The organism is Paraburkholderia sp. RL17-380-BIE-A (assembly GCF_046028085.1).
In the GTDB taxonomy this organism is placed as follows: domain Bacteria; phylum Pseudomonadota; class Gammaproteobacteria; order Burkholderiales; family Burkholderiaceae; genus Paraburkholderia.
The window spans coordinates 208,394-233,228 of record NZ_JARESQ010000006.1; the positions used below are offsets into that span (position 1 = coordinate 208,394).

At 62.6% G+C, this 24,835-nt stretch carries 22 protein-coding genes; 12 read left to right on the forward strand and 10 right to left on the reverse strand.

Annotated features, from left to right (window positions below; all coding sequences use genetic code 11):
- Nucleotides 1-36: 36 nt before the first annotated feature.
- Together P0D68_RS12580 and P0D68_RS12585 are read left to right on the forward strand one after the other, a co-directional pair.
- On the forward strand, nt 37-1,029 hold the full coding sequence (locus tag P0D68_RS12580; protein WP_408184412.1) for a PDR/VanB family oxidoreductase: 993 nt from the start codon (nt 37-39) through the stop codon (nt 1,027-1,029).
- A gap of 68 nt (nt 1,030-1,097) precedes the next feature.
- Nucleotides 1,098-2,492, forward strand: coding sequence for an MFS transporter (locus tag P0D68_RS12585; protein WP_408294007.1), 1,395 nt, complete (start codon nt 1,098-1,100; stop codon nt 2,490-2,492).
- Nucleotides 2,493-2,614: 122 nt separating this feature from the next.
- Here the strand turns inward: P0D68_RS12585 and acnB are convergent, their stop codons facing one another.
- A complete protein-coding gene (acnB, locus tag P0D68_RS12590; RefSeq protein ID WP_091806536.1) occupies nt 2,615-5,200 on the reverse strand; it encodes a bifunctional aconitate hydratase 2/2-methylisocitrate dehydratase in 2,586 nt (861 codons plus the stop codon).
- A 669-nt stretch (nt 5,201-5,869) separates the two neighbouring features.
- On the opposite strand from acnB, the gene P0D68_RS12595 reads away from it, so the two are divergent.
- Together P0D68_RS12595 and P0D68_RS12600 are read left to right on the forward strand one after the other, a co-directional pair.
- Nucleotides 5,870-7,225: an epoxide hydrolase family protein gene (locus P0D68_RS12595; RefSeq protein WP_408294421.1), complete on the forward strand. Its 1,356-nt coding sequence runs from the start codon at nt 5,870-5,872 to the stop codon at nt 7,223-7,225.
- 116 nt (nt 7,226-7,341) lie between these two features.
- Nucleotides 7,342-7,908 (forward strand): isochorismatase family protein, encoded by a 567-nt coding sequence (locus tag P0D68_RS12600; protein WP_408294010.1) that lies wholly within the window; start codon nt 7,342-7,344, stop codon nt 7,906-7,908.
- A gap of 402 nt (nt 7,909-8,310) precedes the next feature.
- Here the strand turns inward: P0D68_RS12600 and P0D68_RS12605 are convergent, their stop codons facing one another.
- The 6 genes from P0D68_RS12605 to P0D68_RS12630 form a co-directional block, all read right to left on the reverse strand.
- A complete protein-coding gene (locus tag P0D68_RS12605; protein ID WP_408184409.1) occupies nt 8,311-8,571 on the reverse strand; it encodes a hypothetical protein in 261 nt (86 codons plus the stop codon).
- A 96-nt stretch (nt 8,572-8,667) separates the two neighbouring features.
- Nucleotides 8,668-9,771, reverse strand: a complete 1,104-nt coding sequence (locus P0D68_RS12610; protein ID WP_408184408.1) for a nucleoside hydrolase — start codon at nt 9,769-9,771, stop codon at nt 8,668-8,670.
- A 122-nt stretch (nt 9,772-9,893) separates the two neighbouring features.
- Nucleotides 9,894-10,826, reverse strand: coding sequence for a ribokinase (rbsK, locus tag P0D68_RS12615; protein ID WP_091806517.1), 933 nt, complete (start codon nt 10,824-10,826; stop codon nt 9,894-9,896).
- Nucleotides 10,827-10,886: 60 nt separating this feature from the next.
- Nucleotides 10,887-11,888 carry an ABC transporter permease gene (locus P0D68_RS12620; protein WP_408294015.1) on the reverse strand — a complete coding sequence of 334 codons (1,002 nt, stop codon included), beginning with the start codon at nt 11,886-11,888 and terminating at the stop codon, nt 10,887-10,889.
- Between the two features lie 2 nt (nt 11,889-11,890).
- A complete protein-coding gene (locus P0D68_RS12625; RefSeq protein WP_408294018.1) occupies nt 11,891-13,504 on the reverse strand; it encodes a sugar ABC transporter ATP-binding protein in 1,614 nt (537 codons plus the stop codon).
- Between the two features lie 72 nt (nt 13,505-13,576).
- Nucleotides 13,577-14,542: a sugar ABC transporter substrate-binding protein gene (locus tag P0D68_RS12630; RefSeq protein WP_408184404.1), complete on the reverse strand. Its 966-nt coding sequence runs from the start codon at nt 14,540-14,542 to the stop codon at nt 13,577-13,579.
- 194 nt (nt 14,543-14,736) lie between these two features.
- Between P0D68_RS12630 and P0D68_RS12635 the strand changes: the two genes are divergently transcribed.
- Complete coding sequence (locus P0D68_RS12635; RefSeq protein ID WP_408294021.1) at nt 14,737-15,609, forward strand: LysR family transcriptional regulator; 873 nt, start codon at nt 14,737-14,739, stop codon at nt 15,607-15,609.
- 38 nt (nt 15,610-15,647) lie between these two features.
- On the opposite strand, the gene P0D68_RS12640 is transcribed toward P0D68_RS12635, so the two are convergent.
- Nucleotides 15,648-16,502 carry a phytanoyl-CoA dioxygenase family protein gene (locus P0D68_RS12640; protein WP_408294024.1) on the reverse strand — a complete coding sequence of 285 codons (855 nt, stop codon included), beginning with the start codon at nt 16,500-16,502 and terminating at the stop codon, nt 15,648-15,650.
- A 303-nt stretch (nt 16,503-16,805) separates the two neighbouring features.
- Here P0D68_RS12640 and P0D68_RS12645 point away from each other — a divergent pair, with 303 nt between their 5' ends.
- The 6 genes from P0D68_RS12645 to P0D68_RS12670 all read left to right on the forward strand — a co-directional run bounded on the left by P0D68_RS12645 (nt 16,806) and on the right by P0D68_RS12670 (nt 21,327).
- Complete coding sequence (locus P0D68_RS12645) at nt 16,806-17,630, forward strand: isocitrate lyase/PEP mutase family protein (RefSeq protein WP_408294027.1); 825 nt, start codon at nt 16,806-16,808, stop codon at nt 17,628-17,630.
- Nucleotides 17,631-17,807: 177 nt separating this feature from the next.
- The gene (locus P0D68_RS12650; protein ID WP_091806495.1) at nt 17,808-18,251 is read left to right on the forward strand and encodes a hypothetical protein; all 444 of its coding nucleotides are present in this window, start codon (nt 17,808-17,810) and stop codon (nt 18,249-18,251) included.
- 73 nt (nt 18,252-18,324) lie between these two features.
- Nucleotides 18,325-18,708, forward strand: a complete 384-nt coding sequence (locus tag P0D68_RS12655) for a hypothetical protein (protein WP_408184398.1) — start codon at nt 18,325-18,327, stop codon at nt 18,706-18,708.
- A 229-nt stretch (nt 18,709-18,937) separates the two neighbouring features.
- Nucleotides 18,938-20,101 carry a patatin-like phospholipase family protein gene (locus P0D68_RS12660; protein WP_408294031.1) on the forward strand — a complete coding sequence of 388 codons (1,164 nt, stop codon included), beginning with the start codon at nt 18,938-18,940 and terminating at the stop codon, nt 20,099-20,101.
- A gap of 217 nt (nt 20,102-20,318) precedes the next feature.
- The gene (locus P0D68_RS12665) at nt 20,319-21,029 is read left to right on the forward strand and encodes an SDR family NAD(P)-dependent oxidoreductase (protein WP_408294034.1); all 711 of its coding nucleotides are present in this window, start codon (nt 20,319-20,321) and stop codon (nt 21,027-21,029) included.
- Nucleotides 21,030-21,090: 61 nt separating this feature from the next.
- A complete protein-coding gene (locus tag P0D68_RS12670; RefSeq protein ID WP_091806485.1) occupies nt 21,091-21,327 on the forward strand; it encodes a tautomerase family protein in 237 nt (78 codons plus the stop codon).
- 59 nt (nt 21,328-21,386) lie between these two features.
- On the opposite strand, the gene P0D68_RS12675 is transcribed toward P0D68_RS12670, so the two are convergent.
- The gene (locus P0D68_RS12675; protein ID WP_408294037.1) at nt 21,387-22,487 is read right to left on the reverse strand and encodes an NAD(P)H-dependent flavin oxidoreductase; all 1,101 of its coding nucleotides are present in this window, start codon (nt 22,485-22,487) and stop codon (nt 21,387-21,389) included.
- 164 nt (nt 22,488-22,651) lie between these two features.
- On the opposite strand from P0D68_RS12675, the gene P0D68_RS12680 reads away from it, so the two are divergent.
- Nucleotides 22,652-23,563, forward strand: a complete 912-nt coding sequence (locus P0D68_RS12680; RefSeq protein WP_408294040.1) for a LysR family transcriptional regulator — start codon at nt 22,652-22,654, stop codon at nt 23,561-23,563.
- 31 nt (nt 23,564-23,594) lie between these two features.
- On the opposite strand, the gene P0D68_RS12685 is transcribed toward P0D68_RS12680, so the two are convergent.
- Nucleotides 23,595-24,668 carry an FUSC family protein gene (locus tag P0D68_RS12685; RefSeq protein ID WP_408294424.1) on the reverse strand — a complete coding sequence of 358 codons (1,074 nt, stop codon included), beginning with the start codon at nt 24,666-24,668 and terminating at the stop codon, nt 23,595-23,597.
- Between the last annotated feature and the right edge of the window lie 167 nt (nt 24,669-24,835).

The window sequence follows — 24,835 nt, forward strand, 5'->3', positions numbered from 1 at the left end:
TTGCGCGGCGCAGTCATCTATCGAGAGTATGAACACATGGACGAACAATCAGTTGCCGGCGGCGCGGCGCGCCCTGGCGCGAGCCTCAGTGCACGGGTTCGCACGATCCGCCATGAAGCCGCGCGGGTTCTGAGTATCGAACTCGTGCCGGTGGAAGGCACCGTGTTTCCGCCTTTCACACCGGGTGCGCATATCGATCTGCATTTGCCGAACGGCATCACGCGCAGCTATTCGCTCGTCAACTCGCCGGACGAAAGCGCTCGCTATGTAATCGGCGTGCTGGACGATGCAAAGAGTCGCGGCGGTTCGCGCTACGTGCATGAGCAATTGCGTTGCGGCACGACGATCCAGATCGGCAAGCCGCGCAACAACTTCGCGCTCGATGAACAGGCAAGTGGGACCGTGCTGGTTGCGGGCGGCATCGGCATCACGCCGATGCTGTGCATGTACCGCCGTTTGCGTCAGACGCGCAAGAACGCGTGTCTCGTGTATTGCGCGCGCACTCGTGCGCAAGCGGCGTTTCTCGACGAACTGGCGGCGCTGCGCGGCGACGTGCTTCTGCATTTCGACGACGAACACGACGGACGCCCATTCGATCTCGCCGCATTCCTCGCGCAACAACCGGCTGGCGTTCACGCCTACTGTTGCGGACCGGGCGCGATGCTGAGCGCGTTCGAAGCTGGCTGCGCCGTTGCCGGCATTCGCAACGTGCATATCGAGCGCTTTGCCGCGAGCCTTCCTGTCGCCGATACGCAGCAGCCGGGCTACTCGGTGACGCTCGCGCGCAGCGGCAGAGAGCTCGTCGTACCGGCGGGCAAAGCGCTGCTGGACGTGTTGCTAGAAGCCGGCGTCGATGTCGAATACAGCTGCCGCGAAGGACTGTGCGGCGCATGCGAAACCCGCGTGCTGAGTGGTTGCCCGGACCACCACGATTCCGTACTGACGCAATCCGAGCGAGCCGCCGGCAAGGTAATGATGATCTGCGTCTCCCGCGCGAAGAGCGAATCGCTGACTCTCGACCTGGCCTGAATTTCATCTAAAGCCGCGTTCTTCCCCGCAGTATCCCTTTCGAGGACATGATGGAAATCTCAAGCACAATGAAACAGAACGACGCTGACGTCGTCACGCGCGCAAGCGGTCTGCATGACGCGGCGACCATCTCGGCGAGAATCGAACGTTTGCCGCTCACACGCTGGCATACACGGGTGCTGGGAGTCATCGGCTTCGTCCACATGACCGATGCGTTCGACGCGTTGACGATCGCTTTCGTCATGCCGGTGCTGATCGGCCTGTGGCATTTGACGCCCGCGGACGCGGGTTGGCTGGTCTCGGGCGGCTATGTCGGGCAGACCATCGGCGCACTGTTTTTCAGCGCCGCCGCCGAACGCTTTGGGCGCTTGCGCGTGCTGCGCTGGATTCTCGTGATTCTGGCGCTGGGCAGTCTCGCATCGGCGTATGCGCCCAGCTATGCGGTATTTATCGCGTTGCGGTTCTTCCAGGGCATTGGGCTCGGTGGCGAGTCGCCCGTCTCGGCCACTTACATGAACGAACTGTGCCCCGCGAAAACACGCGGCCGGTTGATTTTCATTCTTCAATCGACGTTTGCGGTCGGCAATCTGATTGCCGCGATTGCCGCGATGTGGCTGATTCCCACCTATGGATGGCAGGCGATGTTCGTGGTCGGCGCGCTGCCTATCGTGCTTGCGGCGATCCTGCCGCGCACCGCGCCTGAATCGCCGCGCTGGCTTGCGATCAACGGACGCGCTGCCGAAGCAAATCAGATCCTCGAACGCATCGAACAATCCATGCCCGCTTCCGACTATGCGCGCCTGCCCGCTTTGCAAATTGTCGAAACCCAACCCGACGGAAAGAAGGAGTCGTTTCGCGCGCTATTCAAGGCTGGTTTTGCGGCGCGCACGTTGGTGGTGTGGGTGATGGCCTGCTGCGCGAGTCTGACGACGTACGGCATTCTGGTCTGGCTGCCGTCGCTGTACCGGACGGTTTATCACTTGCCGCTCAATGTCGCATTGCGCTATGGAATGGTGAGCATGATCGCGACGTTCATCGGCACGGTGATCGGCGTATTCGTGATCGACTATCTCGGCCGCAGAAAGACTTTCGCCATCGCCTTTCTCGGCGCGGCGGTCCCGATGCTCTATCTCGCCTTCAGCGGTGCGCGCGTACCCGCCGAACAGGTATTGGTCCTGGCGTCGATCAGCGTTGCCATGATTGCGATCGTCCAGTGCGGAGTCTATGTCTATGCGCCCGAAGTGTATCCGACCCGAATCCGCGCCAGCGGTGCCGGCGCTGCGTCCGCCATCACAAGGCTTTCGTCGGTGGTCGGACCGGTCATTATCGGCGGACTGCTGACGTATCTGAGCATTGAAGCGGTATTTGGCTATTTCGCCATCGTCTCGGTGCTCGGGTCGATTGTGGTCGGCGCCTTCGCGATGGAAACGGGCGGCCGCATGCTCGACGAGATTTCAAAGTAGGCGTCGGCCGTTTCGGTCGCTCTCCGACGTCGAAAAAAAAATGGCGCCGCAGGCCTTTCAGCCTGCGGCGCCACTCTGCAGCGCTACGACCCAGAACAACACGTCGTAGCCCGACAGCACGCTTACATCTGCACGGTGTCGGCCACTTCCTTGAAGTCCTCGATCTGGTCGAAGTTCATGTATTGGTAGATCTTGTCGCCGTTGGCGGTGAGCACGCCCATGTCTGCCATGTACTCTTCCTTGCTCGGGATCTTGCCCAGACGCGAGCAAATCGCCGCCAGTTCCGCCGAGCCGAGATACACGTTCGTGTTCTTGCCCAGACGGTTCGGGAAGTTACGGGTCGAGGTCGACATGACCGTCGCGCCTTCGCGCACCTGAGCCTGGTTGCCCATGCACAGCGAGCAGCCCGGCATTTCGGTACGGGCGCCGGCTGTACCGAAGACGCCGTAGTGGCCTTCCTCGGTCAACTGCTTCTGGTCCATCTTGGTCGGCGGGGCCACCCACAGCTTGACGGGGATGTCGCGCTTACCTTCAAGCAGCTTCGATGCGGCACGGAAGTGACCGATGTTGGTCATGCACGACCCGATGAACACTTCGTCGATTTTCGCACCGGCCACGTCCGAGAGCGTCTTCACGTCGTCCGGATCATTCGGGCAGGCCACGATCGGCTCGTGAATGTCGGCGAGATCGATCTCGATCACGGCTGCGTACTCGGCGTCGGCATCCGGCGACAGCAGTTGCGGGTCAGCCAGCCACTGTTCCATTGCTTTGATACGGCGCTGCAGGCTGCGCGGGTCCTGGTAGCCCTCGGCGATCATCCACTTCAGCAGCGTGACGTTGCTGTTGAGGTATTCGATGATCGGTTCCTTGTTCAGGTGGACTGTGCAACCGGCGGCCGAGCGCTCGGCGGAAGCATCCGACAATTCGAACGCTTGCTCGACCTTCAGTTCGGGCAGGCCTTCGATTTCGAGAATCCGGCCCGAAAAGATGTTCTTCTTGCCTTGCTTGGCCACCGTCAGCATGCCTTGCTTGATGGCGTAGAGCGGAATCGCGTTGACCAGATCGCGCAGGGTCACACCCGGCTGCATTTTGCCCTTGAAGCGGACCAGCACCGATTCCGGCATGTCCAGCGGCATCGTGCCGGTGGCGGCGGCAAACGCGACCAGACCCGAACCGGCCGGGAAGCTGATACCGATCGGGAAGCGCGTGTGCGAGTCGCCGCCGGTGCCCACGGTGTCGGGCAACAGCATGCGGTTCAGCCACGAGTGGATCACGCCGTCACCCGGGCGCAGCGCGATGCCGCCACGGGTGCTGATGAAGTTCGGCAGGGTATGGTGGGTCTTCACGTCCACCGGCTTCGGATAGGCCGCGGTGTGGCAGAACGACTGCATGACGAGGTCGGCCGAAAAGCCCAGGCACGCCAGGTCCTTGAGTTCGTCGCGGGTCATGGGGCCCGTGGTGTCCTGCGAGCCGACCGAGGTCATTTTCGGTTCGCAGTACGCGCCCGGACGGACGCCCTGGCCTTCCGGCAGGCCGCAGGCGCGGCCGACCATTTTCTGGGCCAGCGAGAAGCCCTTGCCGCTGTTGACCGGCTGCTGCGGCAGGCGGAACAGGGTCGACGGGGGCAAGCCCAGCGCTTCACGCGCCTTGCTGGTCAATCCACGGCCGATGATCAGCGGAATGCGGCCGCCGGCGCGCACTTCATCGAACAGCACGTCGGACTTGACCTGAAACTCGGCGATCACTTCGCCGTTCTTCAGCGCTTTGCCTTCGTACGGGCGCAGTTCGACCACGTCGCCCATTTCCATCTTCGACACATCGAGTTCGATCGGCAGGGCGCCGGCGTCTTCCATGGTGTTGTAGAAGATCGGGGCGATCTTACCGCCCAGGCACACGCCGCCGAAACGCTTGTTCGGGATGAAGGGAATGTCTTCACCCGTGAACCACAGCACCGAGTTGGTGGCCGACTTGCGCGAGGAGCCGGTGCCGACCACGTCGCCCACGTACGCGACCAGGTGGCCCTTTTCCTTCAGCGACTCGATGAACTTGATCGGGCCACGCTTGCCGTCTTCTTCCGGCGTGATACCGGGACGCGCGTTCTTCAGCATGGCCAGCGCGTGCAGCGGGATGTCCGGGCGGGTGGTGGCATCCGGGGCCGGCGACAGGTCGTCGGTATTGGTTTCGCCCGTGACCTTGAAGACGGTGATAGTCAGGCTTTGCGGCACTTCCGGACGGCTGGTGAACCATTCGGCCTCGGCCCAGCTTTGCATCACGGCCTGGGCGTGCGCGTTGCCCTTGTCGGCCAGTTCCTTGACGTCGTGGAACTGGTCGAACATCAGGAGGGTTTTCTTCAACGCGTCGGCGGCTACGGCTGCCACTTCGGCGTCGGACAGCAGCTCGATCAGCGGCTGGATGTTGTAGCCGCCCAGCATCGTGCCCAGCAGTTCGGTGGCGCGGGCGCGCGAAATCAGTGCGCAGGCGGTCTGGCCTTTGGCCACGGCGGCAAGGAAACCTGCCTTCACGCGGGCCGCTTCGTCCACGCCGGCGGGCACGCGGTGGGTGAGCAGGTCGAGCAGGGTCTGCTCTTCACCGGCCGGCGGATTCGCCAGAAGCTCGACCAACTCGGCGGTCTGCTGAGCCGTCAGCGGCAGGGGAGGAATGCCGAGCGCGGCGCGTGCGGCCGCGTGAACACGATAGTTTTCAAGCATGGGGAACCTGCTGGTATTTGCGTTTCAGGGGATAGCTTGCAAGGCACGCCGAGACTGTGCCGGGCACTGTTTTCGGCACGATTTTAATAGGATCCGGCGGCAAGGTCAAATGTCTTATGTCTTATATAAGAGTTGAAAATGCGGGCAGCGGGAAGATGATGTTGGCGGAGTCGCCGAATGGACTGTCAAAACGCCGGTTGCGCGACGGCAGCATGCAACCACTCCGGCCCATCCATGGACACAGACACAATCAGCATCATGAATGCGCTCAAGATGCTCCGCCAATTGCGGCACCGCCTCAATCCGCTCCGCATCAGGCGGGAATCGCGCGAGCACAATGACCGTTTGTATTGCAATGTATCTTCAGAACAGGTTGATACAGCCGTACACAAAAAGCACCGTTCCCGACACATGCGGGATATATCCGTGCGCTCGAATACGGACATCGGGCGTTGGGCTCGTGCGGCAATGCATCTGCGCGTGCCACATCAGGTTGAGCGTGACTCTACGCATGCTTTTGGACCGACTTCCAGGAAGCCGGAGAAGTACCTCCGCGCACCCCAACGCGTCCGTGTCGAGCGCTCTGTGCGTCGAGTGATGCCAGCAGTGGCTCGCAGGACCACGTCGCCATTGATCAGGAACTTGTCTTCGTCACGATTTAGAGGCCCTATGTCAGACAACACCTCTCCCCAATCGCCGTCTCGCCGTCATTTCGTCGGCGTCGTGGCGGCTACCGTTGCGGCCGGCTCATTGAGCCAGTTCGCGGTTGCAGAAACGAACCCGGCTATCGCTCAGGTCGCTCAAGCGGCCGACGGCGACAAAACAGCTATTCGTCGACTTCGTGTACACGTACCTGAATCGCAGCTTGTCGATTTGCGAAGGCGCATCAAGGCAACACGGTGGCCTGAACGGGAGACGGTTACCGACGACTCCCAAGGCGTGCCGCTCGCAATGGTGCAGGAACTCGCGCGCCATTGGGCAACGGACTACGACTGGCGCAAATGTGAAGCGAAGCTGAATTCCCTGCCGCAGTTCGTAACCGAGATCGATGGGCTGGACATTCATTTCATCCACGTTCGGTCGAAGCACGAGAATGCGATGCCGCTCATCGTCACGCACGGGTGGCCCGGGTCGGTCGTCGAGCAGTTCAAGATCATCGATCCGTTGACCAACCCAACGGCCTATGGCGCGAGTGCGTCGGATGCGTTCCATCTGGTCATTCCGTCGCTGCCCGGCTACGGTTTTTCAGGCAAACCGGCCACGACCGGTTGGGGGCCGGAGAAGACAGCGCGCGCCTGGGTCGTGCTGATGAAACGCCTTGGTTACGAGAAATTCGCCGCACAAGGCGGCGACCTGGGCGGCGTTGTCTGCAACGTAATGGGTAAGCAGGCGCCACCGGAATTGTTGGGCATTCATGTCAACTTTCCCGCCACCGTTCCCGCTGAAATAGCAAAGGCGCTTCAGGCCGGCGATCCGACGCCCTCCGGCCTCCCGGATGACGAAAGGCACGCTTATGAGCAGCTGGCCAGTGCGGCCAGGAAGAGACGCGCCTACGCGCTGGAGATGGGGACGCGTCCACAAACGCTATACGGATTGTCCGACTCGCCCGTGGCGCTGGCGAGCTGGCTTCTCGATCACGGCGACGGCTATGTTCAGCCAGCGGCGGCGTTGACCTCGGCCGTGTTTGGGCATCCCGTCAATGGTGAGTCCGCGGGCGAATTGACCCGCAACGATGTCCTCGACGACATCACGCTCTATTGGTTGACGAACACGGGCATTTCCGCCGCGCGCTTTTATTGGGAGTCTCATTTCAACTTTCTGGCCAGCGCCGATGTATCGGTTCCCACTGCCGTGAGCGTTTTTCCTCGCGAGAACTATCAGGCCCCGCGGAGTTGGACCGAGCGTGCGTATCACAACCTTGTCTATTACAACCGGCTCGACAAGGGCGGACACTTTGCGGCCTGGGAACAGCCGCAGTTGTTCGCAGAGGAGGTTCGTGCAGGGTTGAGGCCGCTGCGGCAATAGCGGAGATGTCAGCAAAGGGCGACCGTAGCCGCGCGCTTGAGTTATTCTCCATGAGACCTGAACCGCAGAATTTCGCTCGCTGTGTTTGCGATTCAACCGAACCGACTCGAGACTCCATGACTACGCTCGTCAATCGCCCGAATACCGCCCTCATTGTCATCGATCTTCAGAACGGCGTCGTCGCTCAAGCCTATCGCCGCCAGGAAGTGCTGCGCGCAGTCAACATGCTCGTCGAGAAAGCGCGCAGCGCGAACGTACCGCTCGTTTGGGTCCGCCACGGTGACGAAGAGCTGGAACCTGGCAGCGGCCCGTGGCAGATCGTCGACGAGCTGTCGCCACGACACTCGGAGGCGATTATTGAAAAGAGCTACCGCGACGCGTTCGAAGGCACTAACCTCGAGCATGTGCTATCGACGCTTGCTGTCGGTAAGCTTATCGTGACCGGCGCGCAAACCGACATGTGTATTCGTTCGACGCTGCACGGCGCGCTCGTGCGTGGCTATGACGCGATTCTGGTCAGCGACGCTCATACGACGGTCGACATGACGCCATGGGGCGCGCCTCCACCGGACGGAGTGATCGCACACACGAATCTCTATTGGAGCAATCAACGCGCGCCGGGGCGTACGGGCGGCGTGGTCGAGAGCAAAGACGTGGATTTCGCGCTCCTGGCAGGCTCCTGAATCCACATAGTGTGTGGCCTGAGCCCAAACACGAGACGGAAATGCCAACCCGCATTTCACGCCGCTATTTGAATGCAAGCGATAAAAGCTAGCGGATCACAGCTCCCGACAAACAGACTCAAGAAAACAGCGACAAAGATTCGACCGCCGTCTGGCGCTGACGCCTCGGATGCGTAGTCCGACTGCATCGTCTCGGCGCTGTCTCGCCGACCGAGCCGAGCGCCCGGTTCAGATCCAGCAGTGCTTTGCAAACCGATTTGCGATCGGGCATTCCCACCAATGCCAGTTCAAGCCGGCTCAGCAGTTCCGGCAGACTCGATCCTCCGCCCATCTTTGCTGCGACCTTCCGTTTCCGCATAAGACCGCTCCCTGATTCTGCTGACACCCGCTCCGGCGTCCGGATCAGAACAACTGCGCGCCGAGTTCACACAGGCTAGCCCACTTCACGGTACTGACGAATGCCCTGCCCGTGGTGTCGAGCGATTCGATCATTGCCCGCTGCCCGCGCGCTTCTGCAACGACGCGGACGATGCGTGTCTGGTAGCGCAGCAGCGCACCGATCGGCGGACACAATATTTGACGGCGAACCCGCGATCGTTTTGTTTCCATACCACCATTACTATTCGTAGAGATATCCAAACCGCTTGCAGACTCGCGACACATGACGGCATCCGGGCACCCTATTTTGCCAGGTCAACGGCCATGAGTCCAGGCATACGACGAGAACTGCCGCCACGGCTGCCGGCAACCGGCACGACATCACGGCAACGTAATCGGCACGGGTCGCGTCAGCAGATCAACATAAAGGCTGAAAAACCGGTTGTTATCGAACTGCGTCACGTAGGTGATTTTCTGCGGAGAAGCTCCCGCTGCCGGCTGATCGGGATACACCATCACATGCCCCTGATCTTCGCCGCTCGCCGTGTCGATATCGAGGTAGGCGCTTTTGGTTTGCGTGGCGTAACCAGGATCGAGAAAGTAGGCAATAGTCAGCGTATCGAACAGATCGGTATGACTCGCGAATGCACCCGCATTGGCAATCCCATACGCCTTCGTCACCGCGGTCTGCCTGTTCGGGTCATTGACGATCTGGTCATACACGCTTTGCGTCAGCGGCACCGTATTCGTCACGTCGAGGGGAATCACGGCTTGGGGAATCGGCGTTTGCAACACCGTGCGTACCGCGAGCGGATCGAACCACCAGTTCAACTCCCCGACGGCGTTAGCATTGCCCGGCACAGCCATCGCGCCGCCCATATAGACGATCCGCTTGATCAGCGGCACGATCTCCGGCGCTTTCATGATCGCTGTGGCGAGGTTGGTAGGGGGTCCCACTTCGAGAATGGTGACCTGGTTCGGATAACGCTTGATGGTCTGAATCATGAAATCCGCAGCGCTCTGCGTCTGCAGTTTCGTCGACACCGCGAAGCCATCCGGCGGAGCCACTAGCTGCGACTGCTGGGTAGGCTCGGGGCGGCTCCATGCCCCAAAATAGCCTTGCGGGTTAGCCGCCTGCTGGGCGCGAATACTGGCCACATCGTAGTGCAACGGATAATCCGCGCCGCCGTAGACACCCACCACGTTCTGCACGCCCATGCGCTCCACTGCCTTGAGCGCATCCGATTCTTCCTGAAGCAGCCAGTCGTTGCCGGTAACGACAGTGAGTCCGAGCAGATTGACCTTGCCCTGTCCCATCAACTGCGTGGTCATGGCGAACAACTGGCCGTCGTCCCCCATCGTATTGAAGTCTGAATCGATGATGATCTTCGGCGCGTTAGCGAGAGGATCCGTGGTCGATATACTTCCTCCGCACGCAGCGAGACCCAGCGACATCATCAGTATGCCTATACATTGTGATCTCATGTTTCGTCCATTCGAGAGCGTGATTGATAAGGGAACACCATCGCGAGATGGTGCCGATAAATCAACGTCGAGCCACCGAAAGTGGCAGTACGGACCGCCTCATGTCACAACCGGCATCCGTGTCAGGCGGCGCTATCCACTTCCGCGCGAGTGGGTATTGAAGGCTGCGCGCCGGCACGCGTCACGGAAATCGCCGCCGCGCGTTGCGCGAGGTTGATCGCGCCTTCCAGCGGCTGCCGTGAGGCGAGTTGCGCGGCAAAGACGCCGATAAACGTGTCGCCGGCCGCCGTGGTGTCGACTGCTTGCACTTGCGGCGCGGGAAAATGCATGCCCTCGCCGCCTTCCACGAGGAGATAAGCCCCCTGCGCGCCGAGCGTGACGATCACATTGCGCGCGCCGCCTCTTTGCAGCTCCGTCGCCGCGCGGCGGGCGCCGCTTTGCGATTCGACCGGCAGGCCGGCCAGGATCGCGGCCTCGACCTCGTTCGGCACGAGGTAGTCGACGAGCGGCAGCCATTCCGCTGGCAACGGCCCCGTTGCCGGCGCCGGGTTCAACACGGTGATCTTGCCGAGCCGCCGAGCCAGTGCGAGCGTCGCGTGAACGGAATCCCACGGCGTTTCGAGCTGGCAGACCACGACATCGCACGCCTTGATGGCCGCCTCATGGCGAGCCACGCTCTGTGGCGTGAGTTCGCCGTTGCTACCCGCGACCACGACGATCGTATTCTGCCCGTCGTCCGACACCGTTACCATGGCAACGCCGGTGGGCTGGGTCGGATGAACCTCGACGCCGCTGCAGTCGATACCTTCCGCTTCCAGATCCTTGACCCGCTGCGCGCCGTTCGCGTCTTTCCCCACACATCCGACCATGGCCACCTGCGCGCCGATGCGCGCGGCCGCGACAGCCTGGTTCCCGCCCTTGCCGCCGGCAACCTGCGAGAACTCGTGCCCGCCGATCGTCTCGCCTGGGCGCGGCAAATGCGGCGCACGGGCGACCAGATCCGTATTGATGCTGCCTACCACCAGAACGCGACCCTGCTTAGTTTCTTTTGACACTTTTAATTACTCCCATCCCACGCAAGACGATTGCGGCCCACCATTCACCGAATGATCCGATTATGCGGCGCGACGCCGGCTCCGATAAGTATCCAGCACGACGGCGACGACAATGACGGCTCCCGTAATAATGCGCTTGGTCGGCTCAGTCGCGCCGATCTGCGCGAGCCCCGCGGCAAGCACCGAGATGATCAACACGCCAAAGAAGGTGCTCGTCACCGAACCGCGCCCGCCCATCAAACTCGTTCCGCCGATAACCACCGCCGCGATCACCTGCAATTCGATACCCTGCCCGGCATTCGGGTCGGCGGCCTCGAGCCGCGAAATCTGGAACAGCGAAGCTAGACCTGCCAACAGACCCATCATCGCGAATACCGCGATCTTGTAGGGCCTCGGATTGACGCCCGCAAGACGCACCGCCTCCTCATTCGTGCCGATGCCGACCAGATAGCGGCCGAACACCGTGCGCGTGAGCACGAACTGCGCGGCGACCATCACCACAATGGCAATGATGAACGCCGGCGAAATGCCGAACGCGATGGGGTTGGAGAGAAAATCGAACGCGTCGCCGATATAGGCCGTACGCGAGTTGGTCAACTGATACGCGAGACCCCGCGCCGCTTCCAGCACGCCGAGCGACACGATGAACGACGGAATCCGCCAGGCCACCGTGATCGCGCCAGTCACGCAGCCCGTCAGGGTCGCGCCAGCCATGCCGAGCAAGGCCGCGGGCAACGCCGCCCAATGCCACTGCAAGGCCGCGACGCTCGTGAGCGCCGCGCCGAGCGCCAGCACCGAGCCGACCGACAGATCGATGCCGGCAATGATCAGCACGAAGGTCATGCCGATCGACATCACAACGAGATCGGGAATCTGGTTCGCGATCGTGCTGAATGTGTCGTAGGTCAGGAAGTGCGAACTCAGCAGCGAGAACAGTACGATCATCCCGAGGAGCGCGCCGAGCAGTCCAATGTAGTTCGAAAAGCCGAGGCGTGCGCCGAGCGGCTTTGCATGCTTGGGTGGTTCGTTCTGCAACGTAGGCAGGCTGGTTTCTACGGTCATACTCAATACTCCACAAATTTGCTTTCGTCGGGCGCTTTGGCGTCGGGTTCGATCGGCTCGTGCAGCAGGTCCTCGCGCTTCGCGTAGCCTGCGAATGCCGCGGCCAGCAGCGCGTCCTGGGTCCAGTTGCCGCGTTCGAACAGGCCCGTCATCCGTCCCGCCGACATCACGCCGATCCGGTCGCAAATCGCCATCAATTCGCGCAGATCGCTCGATACGACCACGAGAGCACGGCCTTCGCGGGCCAGCGCGCCCATCAATGCATAAATATCGAACTTCGCGCCGACGTCGATGCCGCGCGTGGGTTCGTCAAATAGCAGCGCCGTGCAATCGCGCGCAAGCCACCGGCCGATCACCACCTTCTGCTGGTTGCCGCCGGACAGCTCCGACACCGGCTGCGACGGCCCGGCGCTGCGAATGCGCATGGCGTCGATCTGCTGGTGCGCCAAGGCCGCCTCGCGACGGCCGTCCACCACACCCTTGCTCGACACGGCGCGCAGGTGGCCCAGCGAGATGTTGGCGGCAATCGGCTGGGTCAGCAGAAGCCCCTCGCCTTTGCGATCTTCGGTGATCAGTGCGATACCGTGCTTCACGGCGTCCGCGGGCGAGGCGATCGCCACGGGTACGGGTGACCCGCCTTCACGTCCGATCGAGACGCTGCCGGCGTCCGCGCGGTCCGCGCCATAAATGAGCCGCATCAGCTCCGTGCGGCCTGCGCCAATCAGGCCGCTGATGCCGAAAATCTCGCCGGCCTTGACCTCGAAGGACACGTCGCGCACCGCCGGCTCGCGCGTCATGCCGTTGACCTTGAACGCCACCTCGCCGATGCGCCGCTCGCCGAGATCGATCCTGTCGCCGATATCGCGACCCACCATCAGCGTCACGAGACGATCGGTCGTGAGGTTGGCCATCTCGTCGACATGCACGAGGCGGCCGTCGCGCAACACGGCAGCGTGCCGCGCGATTCGCTTCAATTCTTCGAGCCGGTGCGAGATATACACCAGTGCCACGCCGCGCGCCTTGAGCCGCTCGACCTGCTCGAACAGCAGATCGACTTCGCGCGCGGTCAACATCGCGGTCGGTTCGTCGAGAATCAGCACGCGACAGTCGCCGATCAGATTGCGTGCGATCTCGACCATCTGCTGATGCCCGATACAGAGCGTGCCAACCAACGTGTCGGGATCGATCGCATCGAGCCCGACTTGCGCCATGGCGTGCCGCGCGTCCTCGCGCAGTTTGGCGCGGTCGATCCAGCCGAACATGCCGCGCCGCGGCAAGCGGTTCAGAAACAGATTCTCCGCCACCGTGAGCGTCGGCAACAGGTTCAACTCCTGCATGACCATGCGCACGCCGAGCGCCTCGGCGTCCTTGCGGCTGGCCGGCGCGTACGCCGCGCCGCCGAGAGTCATCGAGCCGGTAGTCGGCGTGACGAGGCCGCCTATGATTTTGGACAAGGTGCTCTTGCCCGCGCCGTTCTCGCCGGTCAGCGCGAGCACTTCGCCCGCGCGCAGTTCCAGTGATACGTCGGCGAGCACGGGTTCGGCATAGGTCTTGCCGATGCCCTGAACACGCAGCACGGGCGGGGCATCGGCAAGGGAGGGAATGGGAATGGACATCGGATAGATCGAGCTGGACAGAAATCAGTCAGCGTAGCCCCTTGACGCAGCGGGCCACGCGTTGCACCACGCTTACTTGGTGACCAGATCGACGGGCGTTTCGACGACGCCGGACAATTCAGACTGTTTCTTGTGTGCGGAGAGTGCTTTCAAAGCCGTGTCGATACCGAACACAGCCTGCTTCGCGGCGTACTGATTGGCGGTGGCGAGAACGCGGCCGTCGGCGAGCATGGGCTTGATCGCATTGATGTCGTCGTAGCCGACCACCTGCACCTTGCCGGCCTTGCCGGCCGCGCGCACGGCCGATACGGCGCCGATCGCCATGTTGTCGTTGCCGCACAGCAAGGCCTTGACGTCCGGATTCGCGTTGAGGATCTGGCTCGCCACGGCGTTGCCCTTGTCGATTTCCCACTCGCCCGATTGCAGCGAGACGACTTTCATGCCGCCCGACGCCATGGCCTGCTTGAAGCCGGCAGTGCGTTGCTGCGCATTGGTCGTGGTCGAGACGCCTTCGATAATGCCGACGTTGTCGCCCGACTTCAGGTGCTTGGCCAGGTAGTCGCCGACCTTCTGTGCGCCCTTCGCGTTATCCGGCCCGACGAACGGGATATTCAGGTCTTTCGATTTGAGGACGTCGCCGTCCAGCTTGTTGTCGATATTGACCACGATGATGCCGGCGTCGACCGCTTTCTTCAGGACCGGCACGAGCGCCTTCGAGTCGGCCGGTGCAATCACCAGCGCGTCGACCTTCGAGACGATCATCTGCTCGACGATGCGGATCTGGTTCGCGGTGTCCGTCTCGTCCTTGATGCCGTTGGTGACCAGGTCGAATTTCGCCGGATTCTGCTTCTGATAATCCTTGGCGCCCGTTTCCATGGTCAGGAAAAATTCGTTCGCCAGCGACTTCATGACAAGCGCGACTTTCGGCTTATGCGCGGCCTGGGCGAATGCCGCCGGCATCGGCAAGATCGACACGGCGAGGAAGGCCGCGCCGGCTGCGATGGCGCGACGCCGCGCCGGTAGAAAATGGCGAATCATTGATGTCTCCGTATCGCTCGTTCGGTCTACTGAGAGCCGATGAGTCGTGTGATGGGCAGGAACGCCTCACTTGCCACGCCGTGCCGGACCTTGCAGGTCTCGTCGTGTGATGCCGGGCAAGTATGGCCAGCTCCAATCCTATCCTCGCGAACTGCGTTATGCTATGCCAAATTTCAAAACCTATCGTTTCAAAAATGGAACACATCGATTGGGACGACCTTCGCATTCTGGTCGCAATCGCCCGCGAGGGAACGATGCGATCCGCCGCGGCGGCGTGCGACCTGAGCGCGCCAACCTTGTCGCGCCGCCTTACCGAGCTGGAAAGGCGGCTGGGCGAACCGCTCATCGACCGGGTGCCGTCCGGCTGTACCGTGACCGCGTTCGGCGCCCGGGTGCTGGCCTGGGCGGAGCAGATGGAGAACCTGGCTCACCAGATCGAACGCGCCGCGGACGTGAACGGCGGCGCGGCCGCGCACGGCACGGTGCGGATCAACGCCGTCGAGTGGCCGTCGTACATTCTGCTGAAGCTGCTCGGCTCGTTTCAGGACAGGCTGCCCGGGCTCGCGATCGAAGTGCTCACTTCGCGCCGCCCTTATAGCCTTGCACGGCGTGAAGCGGACATCGCCCTGTGGTCCGAGTGCCCGGAAGAAGGTGACCTGTATGTTCGGCGGATCGGGCGGATCCGCTTCGGGCTCTACGGCTCGCGCGACTACTACCTTCGCCACCGCGCGGCGATCGTGAAGAAGGAGTGGGACAAGCTGTCGTTCGTCGGTTACGACGACCGGCAGCCCGATCACCCGGCCACGCAATGGCTGAAAACGCTGCCGGGCGCCCCGGCGCCGTCGCTGCGCAGCAGCTACGGCATGGGCGTATTCGACGGCGTTCTGGGCGGCTCAGGACTCGGCGTCCTTGCCCAACTGGCCGGTGACACGACGAGCGACCTCGTCTGCGTGGAGAAGCATATCAAGTCGCTCGACCAGGACGTGTGGATGGTGCTGCATCCGGCGCTGCGCGACAGCGAGCGGATCCGGACCGTGGCTAACCTGATTGCGGAGATTTTCCGCTAGCGTCACTTTATTCCGGCAAGCGCGGTCGCGCCCCTGCCTCAACGCATCGCATTCTTGCGACCCTCGGCGTTGGTCGCCACGGCGATCTCGTCGAGGTTCTGCGGGTAGGGGAAATTGAGGCCGAGCAACTGACGCATGGTCGGACTCGCCCGTTTGACGAACTCTTCGCCGACCATTGCGCGCAGGTCTTCCATCGGCTTCACGAACTTGGGCAAGTACTGGATCAGCACGGCGCTGCGATCCTGCGTGCTGCGATTGGGCATCGCGCAATGCCAGGTCGCGCCGAAGAACACGATGGCATCGCCCGGCTCGGCCGTCATGCGTTGGCAACGCTCGAAGAACCGGTCGCCTTCCGCCGGATAGCGCAATTCGTGCTGCGTGTGCGGCACGAACGCCGTCGCGCCGGTCTCGGCCGTAAAGGGGTCGAGCGGAATCGTCACCTGTGCATTGAGCGGGAACGACGTGTTGATGCCGAGCGGAAACGTGTCCGGCATGTGGTAGTCCCAGTATGGATAGTCGATGTGCGGTTCCTGGCCGGGCCCGCCGGGCAGAATACGGTTGGCCGCGATCGAGCCCATGATGAAGTCGTCGCCGAGAAAGCGGCGCATCGCATCCACGATCACAGGCTGCTCCGACATCTCGGAGAATACGTCGCCCTTGGCGAGCAGATTCCACACGCGCCGCTGCAAGTGAAGCCGCTGTTCTTCCGCGGCCTGCCCCTGAAAATGCGTGACGGTTTGCGCGCGATCTTCCGAATGAGCCATCACCACGCGGCGTGCCTCCGCCACCTGGCTTTCGCTGAACAGTCCGCGTAGGCATATCGCGCCGGGACCACGCGTCAGAGCCTCGACTACCACGCCCGGTGTCGCATCATTCGTTTCGATCCTGTCCACGACTGTCTCCTGTGAGCCTCACCGCGTTGCAGCGGCGTTTGAGGTCAAGCATAGAAGACAATCCGGCGCATCTGCAAGAATAATTGCCAAATAAATAATAATAGAATTTATTTTCTATTTCGATGGTGCATTGCGCTCGGTTCCCATGCTGTCGCGCACGCTGTCGACCGTTGTCCGCCATGCCTTTCCGAACATACGTATAACCGACACAACCGGTCGAATTTCACGGATGATGAGGTCCACCGCCGCCCTGTCACATCACAACACGAGCGCCTCACGCTCGTCCGTTTTCAGGAGATACGCATGTCCCGCACCGTCGTCGAGAAGCGCGCCGCTTTCAAGGCATTGCACACCTCCGGCTGTTTCGTCCTGCCCAATCCGTGGGATGCCGGCAGCGCGCGCTATCTGCAATCCCTCGGCTTCCAGGCGCTCGCCACGACCAGTTCCGGCTTTGCATGGTCGACCGGACACGCCGACAACACACTGCCTCGCGATGCCATCCTCGCGCACTTGCGCGAGATCGTCGAAGCAACGGATCTGCCGGTCAACGCCGACTTCGAGAACGGCTTCGGCCGCGATCCGGCGGAGGTCGCACAAAGCGTCAGGCTTGCCGTCGAGACCGGCGTTGCCGGACTGTCGATTGAAGACTCCACCGGCAATGCCGCCGCGCCGCTGTTTTCGATCGAGGCCGCCGTGGAACGGATCAGCGCGGCACGGCGCGCCATCGACGAAACCGGCGGCGAGACACTGTTGGTCGGCCGGGCCGAGAACTTCCTCGCCGGCTCGCCCGATCTGGACGATACGATTGCGCGCCTCAAGGCGTATGCCGCGGCCGGCGCGGACTGCCTGTACGCGCCGGGCATCCAGACGCGCGAACAGATCGAAGCCGTGGTGGCGGCGGTGGCGCCGAAGCCCGTCAATCTGCTGATCGGTTCGACATCGGCGCTCACGGTGCAGGACGTGGCCGCGCTCGGCGTGCGGCGCATCAGTGTCGGCGGGGCGCTGGCGCGTGCGGCATGGGGCGGTTTCATGCAGGCCGCGCAGTCGCTGGTTCAGGGACGCTTCGACGGCTTCGCCGGCGCGGCGCCCGGCTCGCAACTCAATGCTCTGTTCCAGGACCGCACATAGAAGCATGACAACGCGGTGACTGACGCGTCGAGCGGTACGCAGACCGAGCGCCGGTGCGAACCGGCCCCCGACGCCACCATGGTTCGCTGACGCACGTACGCTAAAGGCAAGGACGTGAGAGACTGATGACTAGCGAGCGTCCGGCCTGTCGACGCTCGCAGTTCAGGCATGTTAGCCATGGCACCTCGTCCTCTCACCGCAGTTGCAGCACTACTCGCCTCGAGCGTCGGCTTTTATACGCCGGCCTCGCACGCGTACGCGCTCGACGCGCAATTCGACTGCCAGGCGCGTCCCCACGATTTCATCGGGCAGCTCATCGAAGACAAGTACATCGAGCCGAATCCAATGCGGATCGACACGAATTCGGTCAACGCGTTTCGACCGGTGCATGGCAGCGACATGACCGCGTTCGGGTTTCGCGTCTATGCCGTGCTCGGCTACGAACCGGACGACGAGATGTTCAAGAAAGGCCGCGGCCAGGCACTCGCCGGCCCGCTGTACGGCGCCGTGTTATCCGCACCGAGCGAGTCGGTCGAAAAGCGCTTGCGCGCGGCCGGAAGCACCGCCGTTGTACACATGGTCATTCCGTTACTGCTGACGGCGGTGATCTGCACGCATTGACGCAGCGCGTCTGAACATCGCGGTGCTATGCTTTTCGCTCCGCTTCATTCATGCCGCCCAGGACTTTACGCCGATGCCTTCGTCTGTCCGCAACTCGCTCGTCTGGATCTTCGACGCGTTCGAGCGCGATTCGACCTTCTTCAGCAAGCGTATGTTCGGCAGCGACGCCGCCTATATCGACGGCCTCTTGTGCCTCGTGGCCGCCGATCGCGACGCGCCCTGGAATGGCCTGCTGGTGTGCACATCGCAGGAGCGCCACGCCGCGCTCATCAATGAAATGCCTGCTTTGCGGCCGCATCCGGTGCTCGGCAAGTGGCTCTATGTTCCGCAGGAAGATCCGGCGTTTGAGATCGTCGCCGAAAAACTGACGGCGCTCGTGCTCGCACGCGATCCACGCGTGGGAGTCGAGCCGAAACCGCGCAATCGCGGAAGGAAATCGACTCTGCCGAAGGCGTAGGGCATCGCCCCAGCGGTGGATGTCCAAATCGCCAGGTTGTCCGTACCTGACGCGACGTTCTGAACCATTGCGAAAAAGAAGCGCGCCTATCGGCGCTGCGCGCGCTCTCCAGGATTAAGGAGAGGTTGACCCAGTTCGTCGTTGGTCGGACACGGATTATCTCCGCCGTCACGCCGGCCATACCGTGGCAAAATCAGCGGCACCGCAGCACGTGTCCCGGAGACTTGTCATGGGTAACAAGACGCACGTCGAACGCCAGAGCAACGCAGAAAACGGCCCGGACGGCGTACCGGACATTCCCGGCCAGATCGTCCTGGTCTTTCAGGGGGGCGGTGCCCTTGGCGCTTACCAGGCCGGGGTATATCAGGCACTTCATGACGGCAAAGTCGAACCTCATTGGGTAATCGGCACGTCGATCGGCGCGATCAATGGCGCGATCATTGCCGGCAATCTTCCGGAAAACCGCATGGCGCGCTTGACGCAGTTCTGGAACGGCGTGGCCTGTCATGGCGTCGAGGTGGCAAACTGGTTGCCCGGACTTGCCACCTGGTTGCGCGACGTCGCCACGGTCACTCAAGGCGTGCCGTCGTTTTTCACGCCACAGTGGCAGAGCTGGGCGGGAATTCAGGCACGTGTTCGCTCCGATCAGGCCGCGTTCTATTCGACCGGACCGCTGCGCGACACCTTGTCGTCGCTGATCGATTTCGACTACCTGAATCAGAAGACAACGCGGTTGACCGTGGGCACCGTCAATGTCCGCAGTGGCCGCATGCGGTACTTCACCAATCGCGACGATCTGCTCGACGTCGAACACGTCATGGCCTCCGCCGCTTTTCCACCTGGCTTTCCGGCGGTGCGGCTGGAAGGCGAATCGTACTGGGATGGCGGCATCTATTCGAATACGCCGCTCGAAGCCGTGCTCGACGACCGGCCGCGCCGCGACTCGGTGATTTTTTCGGTGCAGTTGTGGCCCTCCAGCGGTCCGGAACCCGAATCGATCTTGCAGGTAATGAGCCGGCAACGCGACATTCAGTATTCGAGTCGCGCGGAAAGCCATCTCGATCGGCAGAAGCAGATTCACCGGCTTCGTCATGTGATTCGTGAACTCGGCCAGCACCTGCCCGAAGAGCAACGCAACGCGCCGGAAGTGCGGGAACTGCTCGATTGGGGCTGCGGCACGACGATGCAAGTGCTGGAACTCGACGCACCGGCATTCGATAACGATGACCTGAACCGGGACATCGATTTTTCGTCCGCGGGGATCAAGCGGCGCTGGCTCGCGGGCTACGAGGACACGGCCCGCCTGCTGAAGCGCGCACCCTGGCGGGAAACGCTGGACCCGATGGAAGGCATCTCGGTCTTTCGCATGAACTCGGCGGACAGCCAGAAATAAATCGACTCAGCACCGCAAGCGGCAACGCCGGCGCGACGCCGGCCGCGGCGCACGCCTTGCGCGGCCGCTCACCGCCCAATCCATTTGTACCTTGCACGCAAGACTGTTTGTCCATGGCGGGTGTTCGAAATCGGCTCCAATGCGCCTAGATTTCATACCCATCGGAGCCGCTGGCCCGATCAGCATCTGATCAAATCACTTATCTGGAGATTTAGCCATGAGCACCTCACAAAAAGTCGTTGTCGTTACGGGCGCATCGCAAGGCATTGGCGCCGAAATCGTCAACGCATTTCGCAAGCTCGACTATCGCGTCGTTGCAACCGCACGTTCGGTCAAACCGTCGGAAGATCCCAACGTCCTGACCGTGGCAGGCGATATCGCCGACCCGGCCACCGCGCAGCGCGTGGTTTCCGAAGCCCTCGCCCGTTTTGGCCGCATCGACACACTGGTCAACAACGCCGGCATTTTCGTCGCCAAGCCTTTCACCCAATACACGGCCGAAGACTACGCAACCGTCACCGCCGTGAACCTCTCCGGCTTTTTCTACATCACGCAACTCGCTATTGCCCAGATGGAAAAGCAGGGTAGCGGTCACGTGGTGAGCGTCACGACGAGCCTGACCGACCACGCAATCGACGGCGTGCCGTCGGTGCTGGCCTCGCTGACCAAGGGCGGCCTGAACTCGGCCACGAAGTCGCTCGCCATCGAATATGCGAAGAAGGGCATTCGCGCAAACGCCGTTTCGCCGGGCATCATCAAGTCGCCGATGCACCCGCAAGAGACCCATGCAGCGCTCGGCGCACTGCATCCGGTCGGGCATATGGGCGAAATGAGCGATATCGTGGGTGCGGTCCTGTATCTGGATTCGGCGCCGTTCGTGACAGGTGAAATCCTGCACGTCGACGGCGGCCAGAGCGCAGGCCACTGATCGCGCCCAGGGCGCCGCTGGCCGGCGCCCTTCACGTCAACCGAGGACAACGGAGAACGACATGCCTATCGTCACGATTCAGGTGACCCGCGAGGGTTCCAAACCCGGCAACGATGCCGTCACGGCCGACGAAAAAGCCCAACTCATCGCGGGCGTCAGTCAGTTGCTGCTGGACGTGTTGCACAAACCGCTCGAATCGACCTTCGTGGTCATCGAGGAGGTGAACACCGAGAACTGGGGTTGGGGCGGATTGCCCGTTCTAGCGTATCGCAAACAGCTGAGCCAGAAGCCGGGTTGAGCGACAGCACCTCGATCGCTCAATCCGTATAGTCCGTCGGCCCGCAGTTCGCGGATCCATTACTCCGCGAACTGCCGCAAGCGCTGAACGCTCTCCTTCAGTTCGCGCTCCAACTGGGCCACCAGTTCGGCAGCGGGCAACGACCTCGCCAGAGCGGCCGCCTGACCGGCCCACTGCGCGCCGTAGCCGAACTCCCCTTTGGCTTTCGCGGCGGCGTGAAGGGCTTTTCCCGCATCGTAGGCGATCGGATACGGGGGCGGCTCGGGTGAGCGCGCGTTGGCGCCGAGGGCCGTGAAGCGGTTCGCCATGCTTCTCGCGGTCCGCCCGGAGATTGCCGCCGTGAAGGTCGTGCGGCGCGCCGCCTCGCCCAGCATCGCGCGGCGGTAACCGTCGTCGATCGAGCTTTCGGGGCAGGTCACGAATGCCGTGCCAAGCTGTGCGGCCTGGGCGCCGAGTGCGAGCGCCGCAGCAATACCGGCACCGTCCATGATGCCGCCGGAAGCGATCACCGGCAGCCGGCATCGGCTGACCAGCAAACGGGTGAGTGCGAAGGTGCCCAGCCCATCGTCATACGCTTCGGGATCGAAGACACCGCGATGCCCGCCGGCCTCGATGCCTTGCGCCACAATCGCATCGACGCCCGCCTCTTCAACCTGCGCCGCCTCCTCCAGGTTTGTCGCGCTGGCAAGCAGCTTGATACCCGCCGTCTTCAGTTCGGCGATGACATTGGCGGAAGGCAAGCCGAAGTGGAAACTGACGATCGCCGGTTTCTCTTCGAGAAAAACCGCCAGCATGGCCGGATCCGCCGCGAAGCTCGTGTAGATCTCCGAGAGCTTTGCCGGCGGCATCACCCCATACTTTTCGAAATGCGGCGCGAGCCAGTTCAACCATTGCTGCTCGCGTGCCGCGTCCGCTTGCGCCGGTTGATGGCAGAAGACGTTGATATTGAACGGCTTGCCTGTCAGCGCGCGGGTCTCCCGGATCACCTTGCGAGCGCCTCCAGCGTTCATCGCTCCCACACCTAGCGAGCCAAGGCCGCCTGCATTGGAGACCGCCGCAGCCATGGCGGGAGTACTGACGCCGGCCATGGGCGCCTGAATGATTGGCTTGTCGATACCCAGCAGGTGCAGCAAGGCACGATTGTCTGTCTGGTCGGTCATGTCGCTTCCCCATCGAGTCTCACTACAATATAGTCCTGATATTCCATACGAAGCTCTATTCCGCACCGGACGCGGCCGCACGGTCGTTGTGTTCGCGTTGCGGTCGTTCCGGGCGACATTCTGCCCGGATAAGACAGCACGATCAGACAAGTCGCCGAGAGACCATGCAGCGTCAATTTGAAGACGTCCTTCTGGGCAGTATCGAACTGTTCTGTCTCGCGGCCGAACTCGAGAGTTTCACCGAGGCCGCGAACGCCGCGAGCGTCACGCCGGCCGCCGTCAGTCGCACGGTCGCACGTCTGGAGGAACGCCTTGGCGTGCGCCTGTTTGTGCGGACCACACGGCAGATCCGGCTGACGGATGCGGGAAGACGGTACTTCGAACAATGCCGGCAGGCGCTCGCCCAGCTCGCCGAAGCCGAACGCGAAGCGACCGGACAACAGACGGCGCCCACCGGCGCGCTGCGAATCAGCATGCCGACGCCATATGGCCACTATCGCGTGCTTCCCTTGCTGGCCGAGTTTCGCAGCCGCTATCCGGGCGTCACGGTCGAAACGCATCTCAGCAACCGCAACATCGACTTTGGTGAAGAAGGCTTCGACCTGGCCATTCGCGGCAGCGCGCCAGGCGACTCCGGTCTGATCGCGCGCAAGATCGAAGACGCGGAACTGGTGGTCGTTGCTTCGCCGGCCTATCTGCGGGGCACCGCCAAACTCAAAACGCCCGACGATCTGGTCCATCACGACTGCATCCAGTTCGCGTTACCGAGCACCGGCCGCAACATTCCGTGGCTGTTCAAACACGAAGACGCGGTGGTCGAGACGATGACACGCGGCGCTTACACGTCCTCGGGCGATGTGCTTGCCGGGGCTACGCTCGCGCGTCACGGAGCGGGCCTTTTTCAAACCTATCGTTTCATCGTCGAGAAGGATATCGCCGAGGGCACGCTGAAGGAGTTGCTCATTCCTTACGGCGGTTGTTCGCGGCCGTTTGTCCTGCTCTATCCGCATGCGCGACACCTGTCGTCACGCGTGCGCAGTTTCGTCGACTTCCTGATGGAAAGGCTCGGATCGTAGGCGTGCAGGTGTTCGCGCGATGGTCACGGTGTCAGGATCGCAGCGGAAAAATGAACTTCGCGGCGAGCAGTCCGAGCGCCCCGCCGAGAAGCGTCTCCCAGGCGCGCGCGCCAAGAAACGAAACAGAGTGCACGCCGCCGATCGCCAGCGTCACGATCAAAGTGAAGGCAAACGCCGCGCAGGCGATATCGTAACGATTGGGCAATGCCATCGCGTAGACGATCATCGCGACCGCCGCGGCGGCCCAGGCGAGCAGCGGAGCATGCTCGACGAGCGGCAGGCAAGCGAGCCCCAGCGGCACGCCGATCAAGGTGCCGACAATCCGTCGACGCACCCGCTCCACCGTCCCGCTTGCCGAGCCGGCCACGACGTACGTGCATGCCGTGATGGCCCAGGCCGACTCCTCGAGTCCCATCGCGCCGTTCAACGCAACGACGGCCAGCGCGCCGCTTGCCGCCTGCAGGCCCATGATCAGTTCAGCCGGTAGTTTCCAGCGATCCGGCACGTCGGCGGGCGCAAGCACCATGGTGGCCGGACGTTCCGCCGGCCCGCTGAGCAGACGCGGCACGACTGACGCGAGCATGGCGATCAATCCGGCGACCGCGACCGCCGGTAGATCGACGGCCGTCAGATGCGCACTGTAGGCCAGCAACTGGCCGATGTAGACCTGCGAGCCGGTTCCCGCACCCAGAATGCCGAAGCGCTTGAGGTAGCCGACGAGAAACGCGCCCGTCACGAGCGTCAGTTCGGGACCTGCGTTGCCGATCGTCTGCAGAAGCGGGGCGAATCCGATAAACATGGCCGCACCGAGCGCCGCGGCCACGCACAGGAGCACCAGATCGCGGCTGGATTCCGCTCGCGAGACGCGCGCTTCCGAGACGCTGGCCCAGAGGGCGAAGCTGCTGGCCAGCGAACCGACCACCGTGGCGCCGGGCAGACCATGCGTGACGTCCTGCAAGGCTCCGAGCGCGGCGGCGATGCCGTAGGCGGTGACGAGTCGCAGCCCCTTGATCCGGCGATGCGTGCCGGGGTCGATCCGTTCCAGCCATGCCCATAGCAACCGGCAGGTGCCGCACCGACCCTTGTCTGTCCGTCCGCCCCCCATGCCGCCGCTCGCCTCGCGATCTTGCGCGTCGGCGCCGACACCCTTGTCGTCGTCCTCGAGGATCACTTCTGGCTTCACGGCGTTGTGCGCTGTCGAATCGGGGTAGCTCGTAGTCTAGTCGAAAGGAACGCAGCGGCTCCGGTCGAAAATCGTCCTCAGCGGCTTGC